Source organism: Mycolicibacterium holsaticum DSM 44478 = JCM 12374, from assembly GCF_019645835.1.
Lineage (GTDB): Bacteria > Actinomycetota > Actinomycetes > Mycobacteriales > Mycobacteriaceae > Mycobacterium > Mycobacterium holsaticum.
Map to the genome: position 1 here is coordinate 5270387 of NZ_CP080998.1, position 17901 is coordinate 5288287.

Annotated in this window: 6 protein-coding genes; 4 read left to right on the top strand and 2 right to left on the bottom strand. The window is 68.6% G+C overall.

From position 1 onward, the window contains the following. Positions 1-92 precede the first annotated feature (92 nt). Positions 93-11090, top strand: coding sequence for a type I polyketide synthase (locus K3U96_RS25260; RefSeq protein ID WP_220691468.1), 10998 nt, complete (start codon positions 93-95; stop codon positions 11088-11090). Position 11091: 1 nt separating this feature from the next. Here the strand turns inward: K3U96_RS25260 and K3U96_RS25265 are convergent, their stop codons facing one another. Then, entirely contained in the window at positions 11092-12174 is a 1083-nt protein-coding gene (locus K3U96_RS25265; protein ID WP_220691469.1) for an NAD(P)H-dependent amine dehydrogenase family protein, read from the bottom strand. Positions 12175-12412: 238 nt separating this feature from the next. Here K3U96_RS25265 and K3U96_RS25270 point away from each other — a divergent pair, with 238 nt between their 5' ends. Both K3U96_RS25270 and K3U96_RS25275 read left to right on the top strand, forming a co-directional pair. Then, positions 12413-14260 carry an acyl-CoA dehydrogenase gene (locus tag K3U96_RS25270; RefSeq protein WP_220691470.1) on the top strand — a complete coding sequence of 616 codons (1848 nt, stop codon included), beginning with the start codon at positions 12413-12415 and terminating at the stop codon, positions 14258-14260. Positions 14261-14412: 152 nt separating this feature from the next. After that, positions 14413-15585, top strand: coding sequence for a lytic transglycosylase domain-containing protein (locus K3U96_RS25275; RefSeq protein WP_372514919.1), 1173 nt, complete (start codon positions 14413-14415; stop codon positions 15583-15585). A 183-nt stretch (positions 15586-15768) separates the two neighbouring features. On the opposite strand, the gene K3U96_RS25280 is transcribed toward K3U96_RS25275, so the two are convergent. Next, positions 15769-16701, bottom strand: a complete 933-nt coding sequence (locus tag K3U96_RS25280; RefSeq protein WP_220691472.1) for a TIGR03564 family F420-dependent LLM class oxidoreductase — start codon at positions 16699-16701, stop codon at positions 15769-15771. Between the two features lie 36 nt (positions 16702-16737). Here K3U96_RS25280 and K3U96_RS25285 point away from each other — a divergent pair, with 36 nt between their 5' ends. Beyond that, positions 16738-17862 (top strand): TDT family transporter, encoded by a 1125-nt coding sequence (locus K3U96_RS25285; RefSeq protein WP_220691473.1) that lies wholly within the window; start codon positions 16738-16740, stop codon positions 17860-17862. Positions 17863-17901 lie beyond the last annotated feature (39 nt).

A 17901-nucleotide genomic window follows, 5' to 3' on the forward strand; every position in this document is an offset into this window, starting at 1 on the left:
AGTCTGCGGGGGGCCACGCTCTGTTGAGAGGGCGCGACATTTGCCGGGGGGCGTGTTCTGGCCACCGATTTTCAAGGGAGGACAGCAACGGCATGGTATCCGCGGGACGTGTCAACGAGCCGGATACTCGCATCGCAATCGTGGGCTACGCAGCGCGGTTTCCAGGTGCCGAGGACGTCGACGACTTCTGGAACCTGCTGCACGACGGCCGCGACGCGATCTCCGAGGTGCCCCAAGACCGCTGGAAGGTCGATGATTTCTTCGATCCGGAACCGGGGACGCCGGGCAAGATCGTGACCCGCCGCGGCGGCTTTCTCGACGACCCCACCGGGTTCGACGCGCCGTTCTTCGGGATCTCCACCCGTGAGGCCAGACAGGTCGACCCGCAGCACCGGCTCCTGTTGGAGACGGCGTGGCGCGCGGTGGAGCACTCGGCCATCGCGCCCTCCGCATTAGCCGAAACCACCACCGGCGTGTTCGTCGGCCTGTCCACCCACGACTACCTGGGCATGGTCTCCGACGGGCTGAACTATCACGAGATCGAGCCCTACACGTCCATCGGATCCTCCAACGCCGCAGCGGCGGGCAGGATCAGCTACCGGCTGGGGCTGCAGGGTCCCGCAGTCGCCGTCGACACCGCCTGCAGCTCGTCGCTGGTGGCAATCCACCAGGCGTGTCAAGCACTTCGCTTAAACGAATGCGATCTCGCGCTGGCGGGCGGCGCCAATTCGCTGCTCTCGCCAGCCACCATGGTCACCTTCTCCCTGGCTCGCATGCTCGCACCCGACGGCCGCTGCAAGACCTTCGACGCGGCCGCGGACGGCTACGTGCGGGGCGAGGGTTGCGGTGTCATCGTCCTCAAGCGTCTCGACGACGCGATCCGCGACGGTGACCGGATCCGTGCCGTGATCCGGGGCAGCGCGGTCAACCAGGACGGCGCGTCTGGCGGGTTGACGGTGCCCAACGGTGTTGCCCAGAAACGCGTTATCACCGATGCGCTCAACCGCGCCGGCGTCGACCCCAGCGCCGTCGGATACCTCGAGGCGCACGGCACCGGGACATCGCTGGGCGACCCGATCGAGGCCAAGGCCGCCGGCGAGGTGTTCGGCGCGGGACGCGACGCCGACCGTCCGCTGTTGATCGGGTCGGCGAAGACGAACATCGGGCACCTGGAGGCGGCCGCGGGCATCGCGGGCGTCATCAAGGTCATCCTGGCGCTCGAGCACACGACGCTGCCCAAGCACCTCAACTTCGAGAACCCGTCGCCGCACATCCCGTGGGACCGGCTGCCGATCGAGGTGGTGAAGGAGACCATCCCGTGGGAACGCGACGGCGGTCCCCGTATCGCCGGGGTGAGCTCGTTCGGGTTCGCCGGCACCAACGCGCACGTGATCCTCGAAGAGGCCCCGGCAGCGCGCCAGCCGGCGGACCCTGGTCCGGTCGACGAGCCCGACGAGGCCGACGAGGCTCAGCCGTTCAGCATCCTTCCGCTGTCGGCGCGCACCCCCGGTGCCCTGATTGCGCTCGCCGATCTGTACCGCGGCTGGCTGACGAAGAATTCCGACGCCACCTTGGCCGACGTGTGCTTCACCGCCGGCGTGGGCCGTGCACATCTGGAGCACCGGGCGGCGTTGGTCGTCAACACGAGGGACTCGGCCATCGAACTGCTCGGCGCGCTCGCCGACGACCGGCCGGCTACGGGACTGGTCCGCGGCGACTCGCAGGACCCCCCGAAGACGGCGTGGCTGTTCACCGGGCAGGGCAGCCAGTACCCCGGCATGGCGCGGGAGTTGTTCGACACCGAACCGGTGTTCGCCGAGACGATGCGGCGGTGCGCCGAGGCGGTCGCCGACGTTCTCGACAAGCCGTTGCTCGACGTGGTCTTCGACGTGGACAGCCCCGACTGCGAAGAGACGCTTCGGCAGACCTCCTATGCCCAACCGGCCCTGTTCGCGGTGGAGATGGGCCTGGCCCGGCTTTGGCAGTCATGGGGTTTCGAACCCGACGTGGTGCTCGGCCATAGTGTCGGCCAGTACGCGGCGGCCTGCGTCGCAGGGATCTGCACCCTCGAAGACGGCGCGTTGCTGATGGCCGAGCGTGGCCGGCTCTTCGCCAGTTTGTCCGCCGGCGGTCGAATGGTCGCGGTCTTCACCGCGGCCGAGCGCGTCGAGAACGTCGCTGACGAGTTTCCGACCCTTTCGGTCGCCGCGTACAACGGCACCAACACCGTATTGTCCGGACCGGCAACGGATTTGGAAAAAGCCGTGGCGGCGCTGGAGGCTGACGGTGTCCGGTGCGACTGGCTGGACACCAGCCACGCATTCCACTCGGCGCTGCTCGACCCGATCCTCGACGAGTTCGAGTCGTATGCGAATCGTTTCAACTTCGGTGCACCGCAACTGGTTTTGATCGACAACCGCACCGGCAGCGCACTCGGCTGGGGCACGACCCTAGACGGGGCGTACTGGCGCAGGCACGCACGGCAACCGGTGGAGTTCGCCAAGAGCGTGCGCACCCTCGCCGAGATGAACTGCAAACTGCTCGTCGAGATCGGTCCGCGCCCCGTGCTGACCGCCGCGGCCATGGGCGCCTGGCCCGATCCGGCCACCGCGCCACGGGCGGTGGCCTCGCTGCGGCAGAACACCGCCGACCACCGGCAGATCGTCGAAGCCCTCGCCGACGCCTACACCCTCGGCCACCTGCCGGAGTTCAGCACCCTCAGGCGCGGACGCCCTCGTAAGGTCGACCTTCCGACCTATCCGTTCGAGCACCAGCAGTACTGGTTCACCGACAATCGGCCGGAAGACCACCCTGACGACGCCTCGCGGCCTCCGACCGCACGGACCGAAGCCCTGGGCCTGCTCGAGGACGGCCGCATCGAGGAACTCGCCGCCCTTCTCGACGGATCCGGCAGCGATCAGCAGACCCTTGACGTGCTGACCAAGTTTGCGGCGCAGCACAACCGGCAGCTGACGACCCGGTCCATCGCAGACGATCGCTACGAAATCTGCTGGGAAGAAGTGACTTCGGGCGCTGCGGGAGCTCCTACCGGCGAGGGGCCCACCTGGATCCTCGTCGGTGAGATCACCCCCGCCGTCGCACCGCTGGTCGACGCGTTGACCGCACGGGGCCACCGACATCGGATCGTCGGGCTGCCGGGTTCCGATGCCGACGAGGCGCAGCTGTCCGACACGCTGCGCGACGCGGCGTCGGCCGATCTGCGAATCGTGCATGTCGCGGCCCTCGACGCGGATCCGGGCCGCCCGGCCGCATTCTCGATGCGGTCGCTGCTGCGGATGCAACACCGGATCCTCGCCGGAACACGGCGACTCTTCCGCGCGGTGAACGCCGCCGGCCAGCGGGTGCCGATCTGGTTGGTGACCCGGAACGCGCAACGTGTCACCGACGCCGACACCGTGGCGCCCGATCAGGGTTGCCTGTGGGGTTTCGGGCGCGCCGCGTCGCTGGAGCTTCCGCAGGTGTGGGGCGGACTGGCCGATCTGGCGCAGGGAACCGCCGACGAATGGTCCCGGCTCATCGACCGGATCGCCGCACCGCGCGACGCCGGCATCATCGAAGACCAGGTCGCGCTTCGCCACCACGCCGTCTACGCGCCGCGCCTGGTCCGGCGGGTTTCACCGCCCGGCCTCACCCCCCTGCAACTCCGCGCTGACGCAACGTATCTGGTGACCGGCGGGCTGGGTTCCCTTGGTATGGAGATCGCCGGTTACCTGGCCGGCCACGGTGCCAGGCAACTGGTGCTGACCGGCCGGCGTCCGCCCACCGAGGCCGTCCGCCAACGCCTGGACGCGCTGAGCGAACAGCACGGCTGCGAACTCCGCGTGATCACCGCCGACGTCGCAGATGCCCACGACGTCGCGCGGCTGTTGGCACGCGTGGCCGACGAGCTACCGCCGTTGGCGGGCATCGTGCACGCCGCGGGCGAGATCGGCACCACCCCACTGAGCGACCTCGACGACGCTGAAATCGACCGGGTCTTCGCCGGAAAGGTCTGGGGCGCCTGGCATCTGAGCGAGGCGGCGCCGGACTTGAAGCTCGACTTCTTCGTCAGCACCTCCTCGATCGCCTCGGTGTGGGGCGGATTCGGTCAGACGGCCTACGGCGCGGCTAACGCGTTCCTCGACGCGCTGGGGTGGCGGCTGCGGGAGCAGGGCATCGCGGGCATCAGCGTCAACTTCGGGCCGTGGTCGGCGGGCATGGCCGATGTGGAATCTCGTGCACGCCTGGATCAGCGCGGCGTCAAGACGATGTCACCTGCTGACGCATTGACCGGTCTGGCCGACGCCGTCGCGACGTCCACGGCCGGCCCGGCACAGGCCGTGGTGGCCCGGATCGACTGGTCGCGTTTCCTTCCGCTGTACCAGCAGGCCGGGCGGCGGGCATTCCTCACCGCGCTCGAGCGTGAGGTGCCCACTGCGCCGACAACCCCGGCCGATGTGCTGGCGTCGGGCAAGACAGAGCTGGTCGAGAGGCTCACCAACGCTCCGGTGCAACAACGCAAGAAGCTTGTCACCACCTACCTGCGCGACGCGGTGGCCGAGGTGACGCGGGTGGATGCGGCGGAAATCCGCGAGGACACCGGCTTTTTCGACCTCGGCATGGATTCGTTGATGGCTGTCGAGCTTCGCCGCCGCCTCGAACAGGCGGTGGGCAAGGAGATCCCCGTCACGCTGGTTATGGATCATCCGCGGGTGTCCGACGCGGCGGACTACCTGCTCGGCGACGTGCTCGGGCTGGCGGTCCAGACGCCGGCCAAAGCAGATCCGGTATCCGCGGCTGTGGAGCCGACGCGCACCGACGAACCGATCGCGATCATCGCGGTGTCGTGCCGGTTCCCCGGCGCCGCCGATCCGGAGGCGTTCTGGGAGCTGCTGTCCGGAGGAGTCGACGCGATCCGCGAAGTTCCGGAAGATCGATTCGACATCGACGAGTTCTACGACCCGGATCCCGAAGCTGCCGGCAAGACCTACACCCGCTTCGGTGGATTCCTCGACGCCATCGACGAATTCGATCCCGAGTTCTTCGGCATCTCCCCGCGCGAAGCGGTCTGGATCGAACCGCAGCAGCGGCTGATGCTCGAAACGGTGTGGGAGGGTCTGGAAAGGGCCGGGTACGCGCCGGCCGCCTTGCGCGGCAGTCGGACCGGAATCTTCACGGGCGTGGCGGCCAACGAGTACGCGCACCTGCTGTCCACCCAGTCGATCGACAAGATCGAGCCGCATTTCATCACCGGCAACGCGCTCAACGCCGTCTCCGGCCGGGTCTCCTTCGCGCTGGGACTCGAGGGACCAGCGGTCGCGGTCGACACCGCGTGCAGCTCCTCGTTGGTGGCCGTCCATCAAGCACGTCAGGCGCTGCAGTCAGGTGACTGCGATCTGGCCGTGGCCGGCGGCGTGAACGTCTTGCTGAGCCCGGTGTCAACGGTGGCCGCTTCCCGGGCCAGAATGCTGTCCCCCGGCGGACGGTGTAAAACCTTCGACGCCTCCGCCGACGGGTATGTGCGCAGCGAAGGCTGCGGGGTTCTCGTCCTCAAGCGGATGAGCGACGCAGTGCGCGACGGAGACCGAATCGCCGCCGTCATCGTGGGTAGCTCGGTCAATCAGGACGGCGCCTCGAGCGGGTTGACGGTGCCCAACGGTGGTGCCCAGCAACGCCTTATCGAGGCGACGCTGAGCCGTGCCGGCCTCTCCGGTGGCGAGGTGGACTACCTCGAGGCGCACGGGACGGGCACCCCGCTGGGTGATCCGATCGAGGTGCAGGCGGCCGCGGCGGCCTATGGCGTGGCCCGCGACGCGGATCGGCCCTTGCTGATGGGTTCGGTGAAGACCAACATCGGCCACCTCGAATCCGCCTCCGGCGCTGCGGGGCTGATCAAAGTCGTATTGTCGCTGCAGCATGGCCTGCTGCCGCAAAGCCTGCACTTCGATGACCCGTCACCGCATATCCCTTGGGACACACTGCCGGTGCAGGTGGTCGACGAATCGGTTCCGTGGCAGACCAACGGCAGGCCGCGGCGTGCCGGGGTGAGCTCGTTCGGGTTCACCGGAACCAACGCGCACGTGTTGATCGAGGAGGCGCCGTCCACACCGGTCGGTGAGCCCGAACAGCACGATCCTCGCGACACGTCCGTGCACGTACTCCCGTTGTCTGCACGGTCACCGGAATCGCTGGTGGCGTTGGCGCGGCGCTACGAGACCTGGTTGGGCACACACCAGGATGTCGACCTCGCCGACGTGTGCTTCACGGCCGGAACGGGCCGTTCACATTTCGAGCATCGCGCCGCACTGGTCGTCGACTCCGTCGACACGGCCCGCCAGGGTCTGGCCGACATCGTCGAGAACCGCACCCGACCCGGCGTGGTGCGCGGCGAGCACACCCATCCCCCGACGACGGCCTGGTTCTTCACCGGACAGGGCAGCCAGTATCCCGGGATGGCGCGTGAATTGTTCGACGCCGAACCGGTTTTCGCCGAGACGGTGACACGGTGCGCGGAGGCGGTCAAGGACATGTTGCCGCAGCCGCTGCTGGAGGTGCTGTTCGCCGCCGACCGGGAGACCGGGGCCCGGCTGCAGCACACGTCGTATGCGCAGCCGGCGTTGTTCGCGCTCGAGATGGGGCTGGCCCGGCTGTGGCAGTCGTGGGGCGTCGAACCCGACGTGGTGCTGGGGCACAGCGTCGGCCAGTACGCGGCGGCGTGTGTGGCCGGGGTGTTCAGCGTCGAAGACGGCGCACGGCTGATGGCCGAACGCGGCCGGATGTTCGGCAGCCTGGCCGAAGGCGGACGCATGGTGGCGGTGTTCACCGACGCCAAGCACGTCGAAGACGTCGCGGGCGAGTTCGCCCGGGTGTCGGTCGCTGCCTACAACGGGCCCAACACCGTGCTGTCGGGTCCGGGCCACGACCTGGAGCAGATCGTCAGCAGGTTCGCCGACGAGGGCATCCGCTGCACCTGGCTGGCGACCAGCCACGCCTTCCACTCCGAACTGCTCGATCCGGTGCTCGACGAGTTCGAGTCCTATGCCGCACAATTCGAATTCGCCACCCCCACGTTGCCGCTGGTCTGCAACCGCACCGGCGCCGTGCTCACCGCGCAGACCCCGCTCGACGCGTCCTACTGGCGCCGGCATTCCCGCCAGCCCGTGCAGTTCGCCGAGAGCGTGCGCACCGTGGCGGCGCTGGGATGCTCGATTCTGATGGAGATCGGTCCGCAGCCTGTGCTGACCGGTGCGGCGGTGCAGGTGTGGCCCGAGCACCTGGCGGCGCCAAGGGCGATCGCGTCGTTGCGTAAGGGCGTCGGCGACCGGCGCCAGATCGCTGACGCGCTGGCTTCGGCCTATGCCGGCGGGCACCACCCCGATTTCGCCGCACTGCAGCGGCGCCCGGGTCGCCGGCTGGAACTGCCAACCTATCCGTTCCAGCGCCGCCGGTTCTGGCCGCAGACCTCCAACATCGCCTTCGATGGCGCACCGGTTTCTGGAATACTGGGCAGCGCAAAGGAACTCGCATCCGGGGACACCGTCTACACCAGCAGGTTGTCGGTGAAATCGTTGCCATGGGTGTCCGACCACGTCATCTACGGCACCGTCGTCGTCCCCGGGGCGACGTACGTGACGATGGCGTTGGCCGCGGCGGGTCCACCTGCCCGTGTATCGAACATCTTCTTCTACGAGCCGATCATCTTGCCTGAGAAGAGTTCCCGGGAGGTGCAACTCACGTTGCACCCGCTGGACAACGCGGGGGAGAACGCGGCCGAGTGGAGGTTCCAGGTCCACAGCCGTCCGTACGGGGCGCGCGGTGCCGAATGGTCGTTGAACGCCGACGGCACCGTCGTGCGCGACGACGCCGGCTTCCCCGACGATCCGGCGTCGCCGCAAGCGAATTCGATCAACGAAATCGTCGAGCGGTGCACGCGTTCGCGCCCGCAAGAGCTGTTCGAACTCGTCGCCGACGCCGAGCTGGAATGGGGACCGACCTGGTCGGGCTCCCTGAAGTCGCTGTGGGTCGGCGAGGCCGAGGCGATCGGTGACATCCTCGTCGGCGAGGAACTGGCCCAACATCTCGGCACCGAACCGATGCACCCGGTGTTATTGGACTTGTGCACCGGGCTCACGTTTCCGGCGTTTCCGACGCGCCAGGCGATGGACCAGGGCGTGGACGATCTGCTTCTGCCGTTGCGGTACGGCCAGCTGACGGTGCAGGAAAAGATGCCTCGCCGGTTCTACTGTCACACGAAGTGGCATCCCAGCGACGTCGACGCCGAAACGCAGCTCTTCGACCTGGATTTCTTCGATCGAGAGGGCCGCAGGCTGGGCGGCATCCGCGAGTTCACCGTCAAACGCGCGCCCCGCGAAGTGCTGCTGCGCGGATTGAGCGGTGATAGCACCCGGATGCTGTACACGCTCGGTTGGCACGAGGTGCCGACGCCGGCGTCAGGCGAGGGCGCCGCGGCGATCAACGGAACCTGGCTGGTCGCCGGCTTAAACGATCTGGCGGCCCTGCTGCCGGGCTGTATCCCGTTGGACCGCGACGCCGAAACGCGGCCGTTGGGACAGGTACTGACGCAGGCTCACGAGCGCGGCGAGGCCTTCTCCGGCGTCGTGTGGCGTTGCGCCGCCCCGCCGGCCGAGGAGTCGAGCGCCGAGGCCACCGCGCGGATCGAGAACGAGATCGCCAACCTGCTCAGCGCCGTGCACGCGGTGCAACGCGGAGAGGTGAAACTGCCTGGCGGACTGTGGATCATCACGGAGCGCGCGGTGGCCACCGACTCGGGCGAACCGGTCGACCCCGTGCAGGCGGCGATGTGGGGTTTCGGGCGCACGGCGATCAACGAGGAACCCGCCCTGCGGTGCAGGCTCGTCGATTGTGACGGATCACCGGACGCCGTGCAGGTGTTGGCCGACCTGGTGGCCGCGCCGGTCGACGAACCGGAACTCGCAGTGCGACAAGGAAAGCTGCTGGCGTCGCGGTTGCTGCCGTGGGCGCGGGGCGGGCATCTCACGGTGCCGCGGGCCGATGATTACGTGCTGGCGCCCACCGAACGCGGCGCGATCGACAACCTGCGGCTGAGCGAGGCCGATGTGCCGCCACCCGCGCCTGGCTGCGTGCAGGTCCGGGTGGAGGCCGCGGGCCTCAACTTCCGGGATGTGCTCAACGTGCTCGGCCTCTATCCGGGCGACCCCGGCCCGATCGGCGGCGACTTCGCAGGCGTCGTCACCCAGTTGGGTGACGGTGTCACCGGACTCGAGGTGGGTCAGCGGGTGTTCGGCTGCATGCAGGGCGCGTTCTGCAGCCGGTTCAATGTGCCCGAACAGTTGCTCGCACCGATACCCGACGGCGTGGGCGCGGTCGAGGCCGCCACGGTTCCCGCCGCGGCGTTGACGGCCCGCCTGGCGTTCGATTGGGCGCAGCTGCGACCCGGTGACCGGGTGCTCATCCACGCCGCCAGCGGCGGCGTCGGCATGGCGGCCATCCAGATGGCCCGGGCGCACGGCGCCACGGTCTTCGCGACCGCAAGCACCTTCAAACGCGCGACGCTGCGCCAGATGGGGGTGGAATATGTATACGACTCGCGCAGTACCGATTTCGCCGATCAGATCCTGGCCGACACCGACGGCGCGGGCGTGGACGTGGTGCTCAACAGCCTGACGAACGACGGGTTCATCGAAGCGACCGTGCGCGCCACCGCCAAGAACGGCCGCTTCGCCGAGATCGCCAAGCGTGACATCTGGACACCCGAGCAGATGGCCGCGGCCCGCCCCGACATCGCCTACGAGATCGTCGCGCTGGACACCGTGACGTTCGAGGACCCGGTGCGTATTCGGGGCCTGCTGGGCCAGGTGTCGGAAGGGCTGGGCAAGGGCGAGTGGGCGCCGCTGCCCGCCGAGGTGTACCCGCTCACGGAGGCCAGGGCCGCGTTTCGCCGCATGCAGCAGGCGCGGCATATCGGCAAGATCGTGCTACAGATACCCACCCCGTTGCAGCCCCGTCCGGACCGCAGCTATCTGATCACCGGTGGACTCGGCGCGATCGGGCTGCACACCGCCTCCCACCTCGCCCAACGAGGCGCGGGCGACATCGTGTTGACCAGCAGGCGCGGACCCGACACGCAGGCGCAGCAGGCGATCGCCGAGCTCACCGAGCGCTACAAGTGCCGCATCCACGTCCGGACCGCCGATGTCGGCGACGAGTCCGAGGTGACCGGACTGCTCGAGCGCATCCGCGCGGAGTTGCCGCCGCTGGCCGGCGTGGCCCACCTCGCGGGCGTGCTCGATGATGCGCTGCTGTCGGCGCAGAACATGCAGCGGTTCCAGACGACGTTGGCGCCCAAGGCATTCGGCGCCTGGCATCTGGACCGCTTGACCCGGGATGACGACCTCGACTTCTTCATCGTGTCCTCGTCGGTGTCCAGCGTGCTCGGATCGCCCGGTCAGTCCAACTACGCGACGGCCAACGCGCTGCTCGACGGTCTGGTCGCCCACCGCAAGGCGCAGGGCCTGCCCGCCACCGCGATCAACTTCGGCCCGTGGGCCAAGGGCGGCATGGCGTCGTCGGACGCCGCAGGCGCCAATGTCCGGGCGCAGGGCCTGGTTCCGTTGGAGCCGTCGTCCGCGCTGAGCGCGATGGCCGAGGTCGTCGCGAACGGCACCGCGCAGGCCGCGATCATCAACGCCAACTGGCAACGCGCGGCGAAGATGTTGGGCGCCACGCGCCCGCCGATTCTTGACCTGGTGCTGCCCAGAGCGGGCGACGACGCCGCCGGGGACAGCCAGTTGCTTCACCAGCTGATCGAGATACCCGCGCCTCAACGGGCCGGCTTCGTGACCGAGTTCCTTCAACGCGAGGTGCAGAACTTCCTGCGCCTGGCCCAGCCGCCTGCGCCGACCAGTCGGTTCCTCGACCTCGGTACGGATTCGTTGATGGCCATCGAACTGCGCAACCGGTTGCACAGTCAGTTCGGCGACGCGTTCACGATCGATGTGACCGCGGTGTTCGACTATCCGACGATCGGGTCGCTCGCCGAGTACCTGGTCGCCCAGATGCCCGATATGAAGCCGCCGACCGGCGGGTGACTCACTCGGCCCAGCGCTGGGCTTCCACCTCGGGCGGCAGGGCAGACTGCATCGGCACGTCGAGGCCGTCGTAGATACCGGGCTTCTGCCCGGCCAGCCAGCCCAGCGCACCGAGCAGACGGTTGGCCGCGGTGGTGTTGCCGCCGTCGGCGCGGGTGCCGCCCGGCACGTCGGCGCGGCTGACGATCGTCAGCTGCGGGTCACCGTCGATGATCACGCGGTGATCGCCCGCCCCTTCGTCGGGTTGGGGCCAGTCCGGTGCGCACGAGGGATGGATGCGGGTGATGTGGTCGATGACGATGCGTTCGCGCCCGCGCGACTTTCCGATCACCTTCAGCCAGAACGCACCCTGGGTGCCCTGATCGAATCGGCCCATCACGGTGTCGACGGTCTGCTCGAGTGGCCGGCGTTCGACGTCCGCGGCGATCTCGTCGATCTCCATACCCAGGCCACGGCCGATCAGCCGAAGGTTTCCGCCCCACACCATCGTCGGGATCGAGGGCAGCAGCATCATCGGCACCTGGTCCATCGGGCCGCCGAAACCACAGAGCACCTTCACCGCGTGCGGCTGGTCGTACGTCGAGTAGTCGAAGATCTCCTGGCAGCGGATCGTGCGGATCCGGGTGCACAGCCCAGCGGCGAGCACGGCCAGGGCGTCGTTGCCCCAGCCCGGGTCGACACCGCTGACCAACAGGGTGGAGCCACCTTCTACAGCGGCGTCGGTCAACCGCTCGACCCACTCCGGCGGGGCCGAACGCGGATCGTAAAGCGAGTACAGCGACGGCGTCACCACATGCTTACCCGCGCGCAGGCAGCGCTCGATGTCGGCGACGGCCTCGTCGGGCCGGATGTCACCGGACGCCATGTAGGCCACCGCGTCGGCGGCGCCCAGCGCTGCGTCTATATCGGTGGTGGCGGTGACGCCCGTCGGGCTATCCAGGTTCGCGAAGGTGGCGGCGTCGCGACCGGCCTTGTCCGGCGACGACGTGATGACGCCGGATAGTTGCAACCCCGGAAACGCCACCGTCGACCGGATCGCCGCCGACCCCATGTTGCCCGTTCCCCACACCGCGACACGCTGCACCCGCACACCCTAACGGGCCGTCCGTGACGATCGTCACATAACCGGGAAAGCCCAGGTGAAACACGTGCCAACTGGGCGTTTGGGGTACGCCGCCAAGCCCGTAATGGCTAGCCCATTGAAATAGCTCACAGCTGCTTGGTGTTGAAGTTACCGAGCGGTATAGTTTCGGCCAGTTACTGGTGGGTAACTTACGGAGTGAGTACCCAACCGTATGTGGCCATCTCGACGAGGAGGAACCGTGAGCCACTATAAGAGCAACGTCCGCGACCAGGTTTTCAACCTGTTCGAGGTATATGGCGTAGACAAGGCGTTCGGTGAGGGCGACTACGCCGACCTGGATCTCGAGACCGCCCGCGACATGCTGGCTGAGGTGGCGCGGTTGGCCGAGGGGCCGATCGCGGAGTCGTTCGCCGACGGTGACCGCAATCCGCCGGTGTTCGATCCGGAGACCCATACGGTGACGCTGCCGGAGTCGTTCAAGAAGTCGATGCGTGCGCTGTTCGACGCCGGCTGGGACAAGGCCGGGGTCGGCGAGGAGCTCGGCGGTATGCCGATGCCCCGCGCCCTGCAGTGGGCACTGATCGAGCACATTCTCGGCGCGAACCCCGCCGCGTACATGTACGCGATGGGCCCGGGCATGGCGCAGATCTTCTACAACCTGGGCACCGAAGAGCAGAAGAAGTGGGCTCAGCTGGCCGCCGAGCACAACTGGGGCGCCACCATGGTGCTCACCGAGCCCGATGCCGGCTCCGACGTCGGCGCCGGCCGCACCAAGGCCGTCCAGCAGCCCGACGGCACCTGGCACATCGACGGTGTCAAGCGGTTCATCACCTCCGCTGACTCCGACGATCTGTTCGAGAACATCATGCACCTGGTGCTGGCCCGCCCCGAGGGCGCAGGTCCGGGCACCAAGGGGCTGTCGCTGTTCTTCGTCCCGAAGTTCCACTTCGATCCGGAGACCGGTGAGCTCGGCGAGCGCAACGGCGTGTTCGTGACCAACGTCGAGCACAAGATGGGCCTGAAGGTTTCGGCCACCTGTGAGTTGACGTTCGGCCAGCACGGCGTGCCCGCCACCGGCTGGCTGGTCGGCGAGGTGCACGACGGCATCGCGCAGATGTTCGAGGTCATCGAGCAGGCGCGAATGATGGTCGGCACCAAGGCCATCGCGACGCTGTCGACCGGTTACCTCAACGCGCTCGAGTACGCCAAGGAGCGGGTGCAGGGCGCCGACATGACGCAGATGACGGACAAGACCGCGCCGCGCGTGACGATCACGCACCACCCGGACGTGCGCCGGTCGCTGATGACCCAGAAGGCCTACGCCGAGGGTCTGCGCGCGCTGTACCTCTACACCGCCACCTACCAGGACTCGGCGGTGGCCAAGGCGCTGCACGACGTCGAGCCGGACCTGGCAGTTCGGGTCAACGACCTGATGCTGCCGATCGTCAAGGGTGTCGGCTCGGAGCAGGCCTACGCCAAGCTGACCGAATCGCTGCAGACCTTCGGTGGTTCGGGCTTCCTGCAGGACTACCCGATCGAGCAGTACATCCGCGACGCCAAGATCGACTCGCTGTACGAGGGCACCACCGCGATCCAGGCGCAGGACTTCTTCTTCCGCAAGATCGTCCGCGACAAGGGTGTGGCGCTGGCGCACGTGGCCGGTCAGATCGAGCAGTTCGTCAAGAACGAGTCCGGTAACGGCCGGTTGAAGGCCGAGCGCAAGCTGCTGGCGACCGCGCTGGAGGATGTCCAGGCCATGGCCGCCTCGTTGACCGGTTATCTGATGGCGGCGCAGGACAATCCGGCCGAGCTCTACAAGGTCGGCTTGGGCTCGGTGCGCTTCCTGATGAGCGTCGGTGACCTGGTCATCGGCTGGCTGCTGCAGCAGCACGCGGCGGTGGCGATCGACAAGCTCGACGCCGGCGTCAGTGCAGGTTTGACAGCCGACGACCAGGCCTTCTACGAGGGCAAGGTCGCGGTCGCGTCGTTCTTCGCGAAGAACTTCCTGCCGATGCTGACCAGCACCCGTCAGGTCGTCGAAAACCTCGACAACGATGTGATGGAACTCGACGAGGCGTCCTTCTAAGACCGCCTCGCGACAAAACGCCCCCGGTCTCTTCCCGGGGGCGTTTTGCATCGCGCCGGGTGCCGGGCGGCCCGTCGGCTGATCGTCAGAACCTATGATGAGGCCGCCGGCCCGCTCGGTCGGCCCAAGGGTGCGACGACGAGGACGAGCCAGTGCAGACAGGGGGCGACGCCCGGGCCCGGACAGCCATGGCGCGGGTTCGTCGCGGTCTCAGCCGGGCCGCACGCACCCCGGCCGCCGGGGCCGAGGTGGTCGCCCGGCTGGTGTTGACCAGCGCGGTCGCCACCGCGCCGAGCCTGATCGTGGCGCTGCACCACGCGCCGGACATTCAACCGACGGCAGCCGTCGCGCCGCGGCCGACCTTTCCGGACGGCCCCCTGGCCGCGACGCCTGCCGTGATGGACCCGACGACCGTGTCGCACGTCGTCGGTCCACCGCCGCCGGCCGCGGTCAGCGCAGCCGGCGTCTTGAACATCCCCGCCATCGCCCTGACGGCGTATCGCAACGCCGACGGCCTGATGGCGCGCATCGAACCGGGCTGCGGGGTCAGCTGGAACATGCTGGCCGGGATCGGGCAGATCGAATCCCGGCACGCCTTCGGCGGCAGGACCGACGACCGGGGCACGGCCGTGGAGCCCATCTTCGGCCCGACGCTCGACGGCTCACTGCCCGGCAACGAAATCATCGTCGCCGGCCGCACCAGCGGGCGCACGGTCTACGCCAGGGCGATGGGGCCGATGCAGTTTCTGCCCAGCACCTGGACGCACTACGCGGCCGACGGTGACAGCGACGGGCATGCCGACGCGCAGAACCTCTTCGACGCCACCCTGGCTGCTGCCCGCTACCTGTGCAGCGGAGGGCTCAACCTTCACGATCGCGCCCAGCTGATCACCGCGGTGTTGCGCTACAACAACTCAATGGCCTACACGCAGAACGTGCTGGGGTGGGCCGACGCGTATGCCACCGGCGTTCCCCCGGTATACCTGCCGCCGATCACCGGGCCGATACGCCCGCTCGGCAGCACCCGCTCGGTGGCCCGGGCGACCAACCCCGATCCGGGCCAAAGCCGTTCCGGCGACACACAATCGGAGCCCGATGCGATCCGCACCGAAACGTGGGCGGAACGGAACGCCGGCAGAACCGGTGCCGGCGCACCGACCGGCGGGACGGGTTCGTCCCCGACGGGCACACGCTCGGCGAGCGAGCCTGGCGGCGTGCACACCGGCAGCAGCGGCCGCGCAACGGGCATCACCAGAAGCGACACGTCGACACCGCGGGTGAAGTTCGGAAACGGCCGCAGCGGCGGCGTGCGCGACACCGAATAGCGCGCACTGGCACCGGGCTGCCGAGACAAAAGGGCGGGTTCGGGAGGACACTCAGGTGCGTCACGTTAGTATCGCGCGACCGGCTTTCAACCCTTACCGGTTCTTCGGATCAGTCACTCCCGAACCCGTCGTGCGGTCGATCGTACGCCGGTGTCCGGCGGCGCGCCAGAGGTCTTTTTCGCCCTACCGATCCGTTGATCGCAGCAGTGCGCGGGTGCGCGCACGCGCCTCGGGGTCCGCGTCGAAAACGCTGGCGACGAACTCGTCGACGCCGGCTGCGCTCAGCTCGGCGAGGCGGTCGGACACGGTTTTCTCGTCGCCGATGATCGCCGCGTCCTCGGGTCCGGCGTAACCCTCCCGGTCGAGCATCGCGCGGTAGGACGGCAGCTGCCCGTAGATCGCGAACTCCTCGGCGGCGCGGGCCCTGGCGCGCGCCACGTCGTCGGTGACGGTGACCGGCAGCGAGGCCACCACCCGCACCGATGACTCGTCGCGCCCGGCTTCGGCGGCCGCGGTGCGCAGGGTCGGCACAACGTGGCCGGCCAACGTCTTGGGTCCGGTCATCCACGTCATCGTGCCCGCGCTGCGCCGCCCTGCCAGCCGCAGCATCTGCGGCCCGAGCGCGGCGAGGTACACCGGCGGCGTCGGCGCCCCCGGCACCTGCAGCGAACCGCGCGTCGTCCAGAACTCCCCGGAGGCGTCCGCGGGCTCACCGGCCAGCAGCGGCAGCAGCGCGTCGAGATACTCGCGCATCTGGCGCACCGGCCGGTCATACGAAATGCCCCACACCCCTTCGGTCACCATCCGGTGGCTCAACCCGATCCCGAGGAGAAAGCGGCCCTCGGCAATGGTGTTGAGCGTCAGCGCCCGCTGCGCCAACTGGGTGGGGTGCTGGATCTGGATCGGGATGACGCCCGACGCGATCTCGAGGGTGTCGATCTCGCGGAACGCGACCGCCAAGACGGTCAGGAGGTCGGGGTCGTAGGGCAGCTGAGCCATCCACACCCTGCGAAATCCCTCGTCGCGCAACGACGCCAGCCGCTGCACGGTGGCGTCGACCGGGTTGCGCGCGTCGGCGTCGGGGAGAAGTCCGGTGAGAGCGACGCTGGTCTGCATCCCACCATCGAAGCACGGCCAGAACATACTTCTGGCATGACAAGTGAGTTGGCGCGGCTACAGCACCTCGGGCCGAACTGGTTCGCATCGGTGATGGGCACCGGAATCGTCGCGACGGCGGGCGCCACGCTGCCGGTGCGGCTGCCCGGGCTGCACGTGTTCTCCGAGGTGGTGTGGGTGGCGGCGGCCGTGCTGCTGGTGGTGCTCGTCGTCGCGGTGGGCGCGCAGCGGATCCGCCATCCGGTGGCGGCGCGAGGTTACGTGCGCAACCCGCAGATGACCCACTTCTACGGCGCCGCGCCGATGGCGTTGCTGACCGTCGGCGCGGGTGCGCTGCTGATCGGCAAGGACCTGATCGGCGAGCGGGTAGCCGTCGACCTGGCATGGGTGCTGTGGACGGCAGGCACCGTCGGCGGGCTGTTCACCGCGGCGACCATCCCGTTCCTGATGTTCACCCAACTCAACGTCGAACCCGACGCCGCGTTCGGCGGCTGGCTGATGCCGGTGGTGCCGCCGATGGTGTCGGCGGCCTCCGGTGCGCTGCTGATTCCGCATATGGCTCCGGGGACAGGGCGCGCGACCATGCTGTACGGCTGTTACGCGATGTTCGGGCTGTCGTTGTTCGCGGCGCTGATCATCATCACGATGATCTGGAGCAGGCTTGCGCTGTACGGGACGTCGGGCACCGCGCGAGTGCCCACATTGTGGATCGTGCTGGGCCCGCTGGGGCAGGGCATCACCGCGGCGGGCCTGCTCGGCGCCCACGCCAGCGCGGCAGTGCCAACCGAGTTGGCCGACGCGATGAACGTGTTCGCGGTGCTGTTCGGCGTCCCGGTCTGGGGGTTTGCGGTGCTGTGGATCGTGCTGGCCACCGAACTGACCGTGCGCACGCTGCGACGCGGGATGCCGTTCGCGTTGACGTGGTGGAGCCTGACCTTCCCGGTCGGCACCTTCGTCACCGGGACCACCCAGCTGGCCAACCACACCGGCCTGCCCGCGTTCGCGGTGGCCGCCGTCGTCGCCTACGTCGGGTTGCTGGGCACCTGGGCGCTGGTCGCCGTCCTGACCACCCGCGGCAGCCTCGGCGGCGCGTTGTTCGCACCGGCGGGGGCCGGGCCGATCAAGGCGAAAAAGGACGCCCCGCCGGGCCAGGACCGGTAAAACTTAAGAGCCCCGTACTGCCATCGGGTCGGGGGGTCA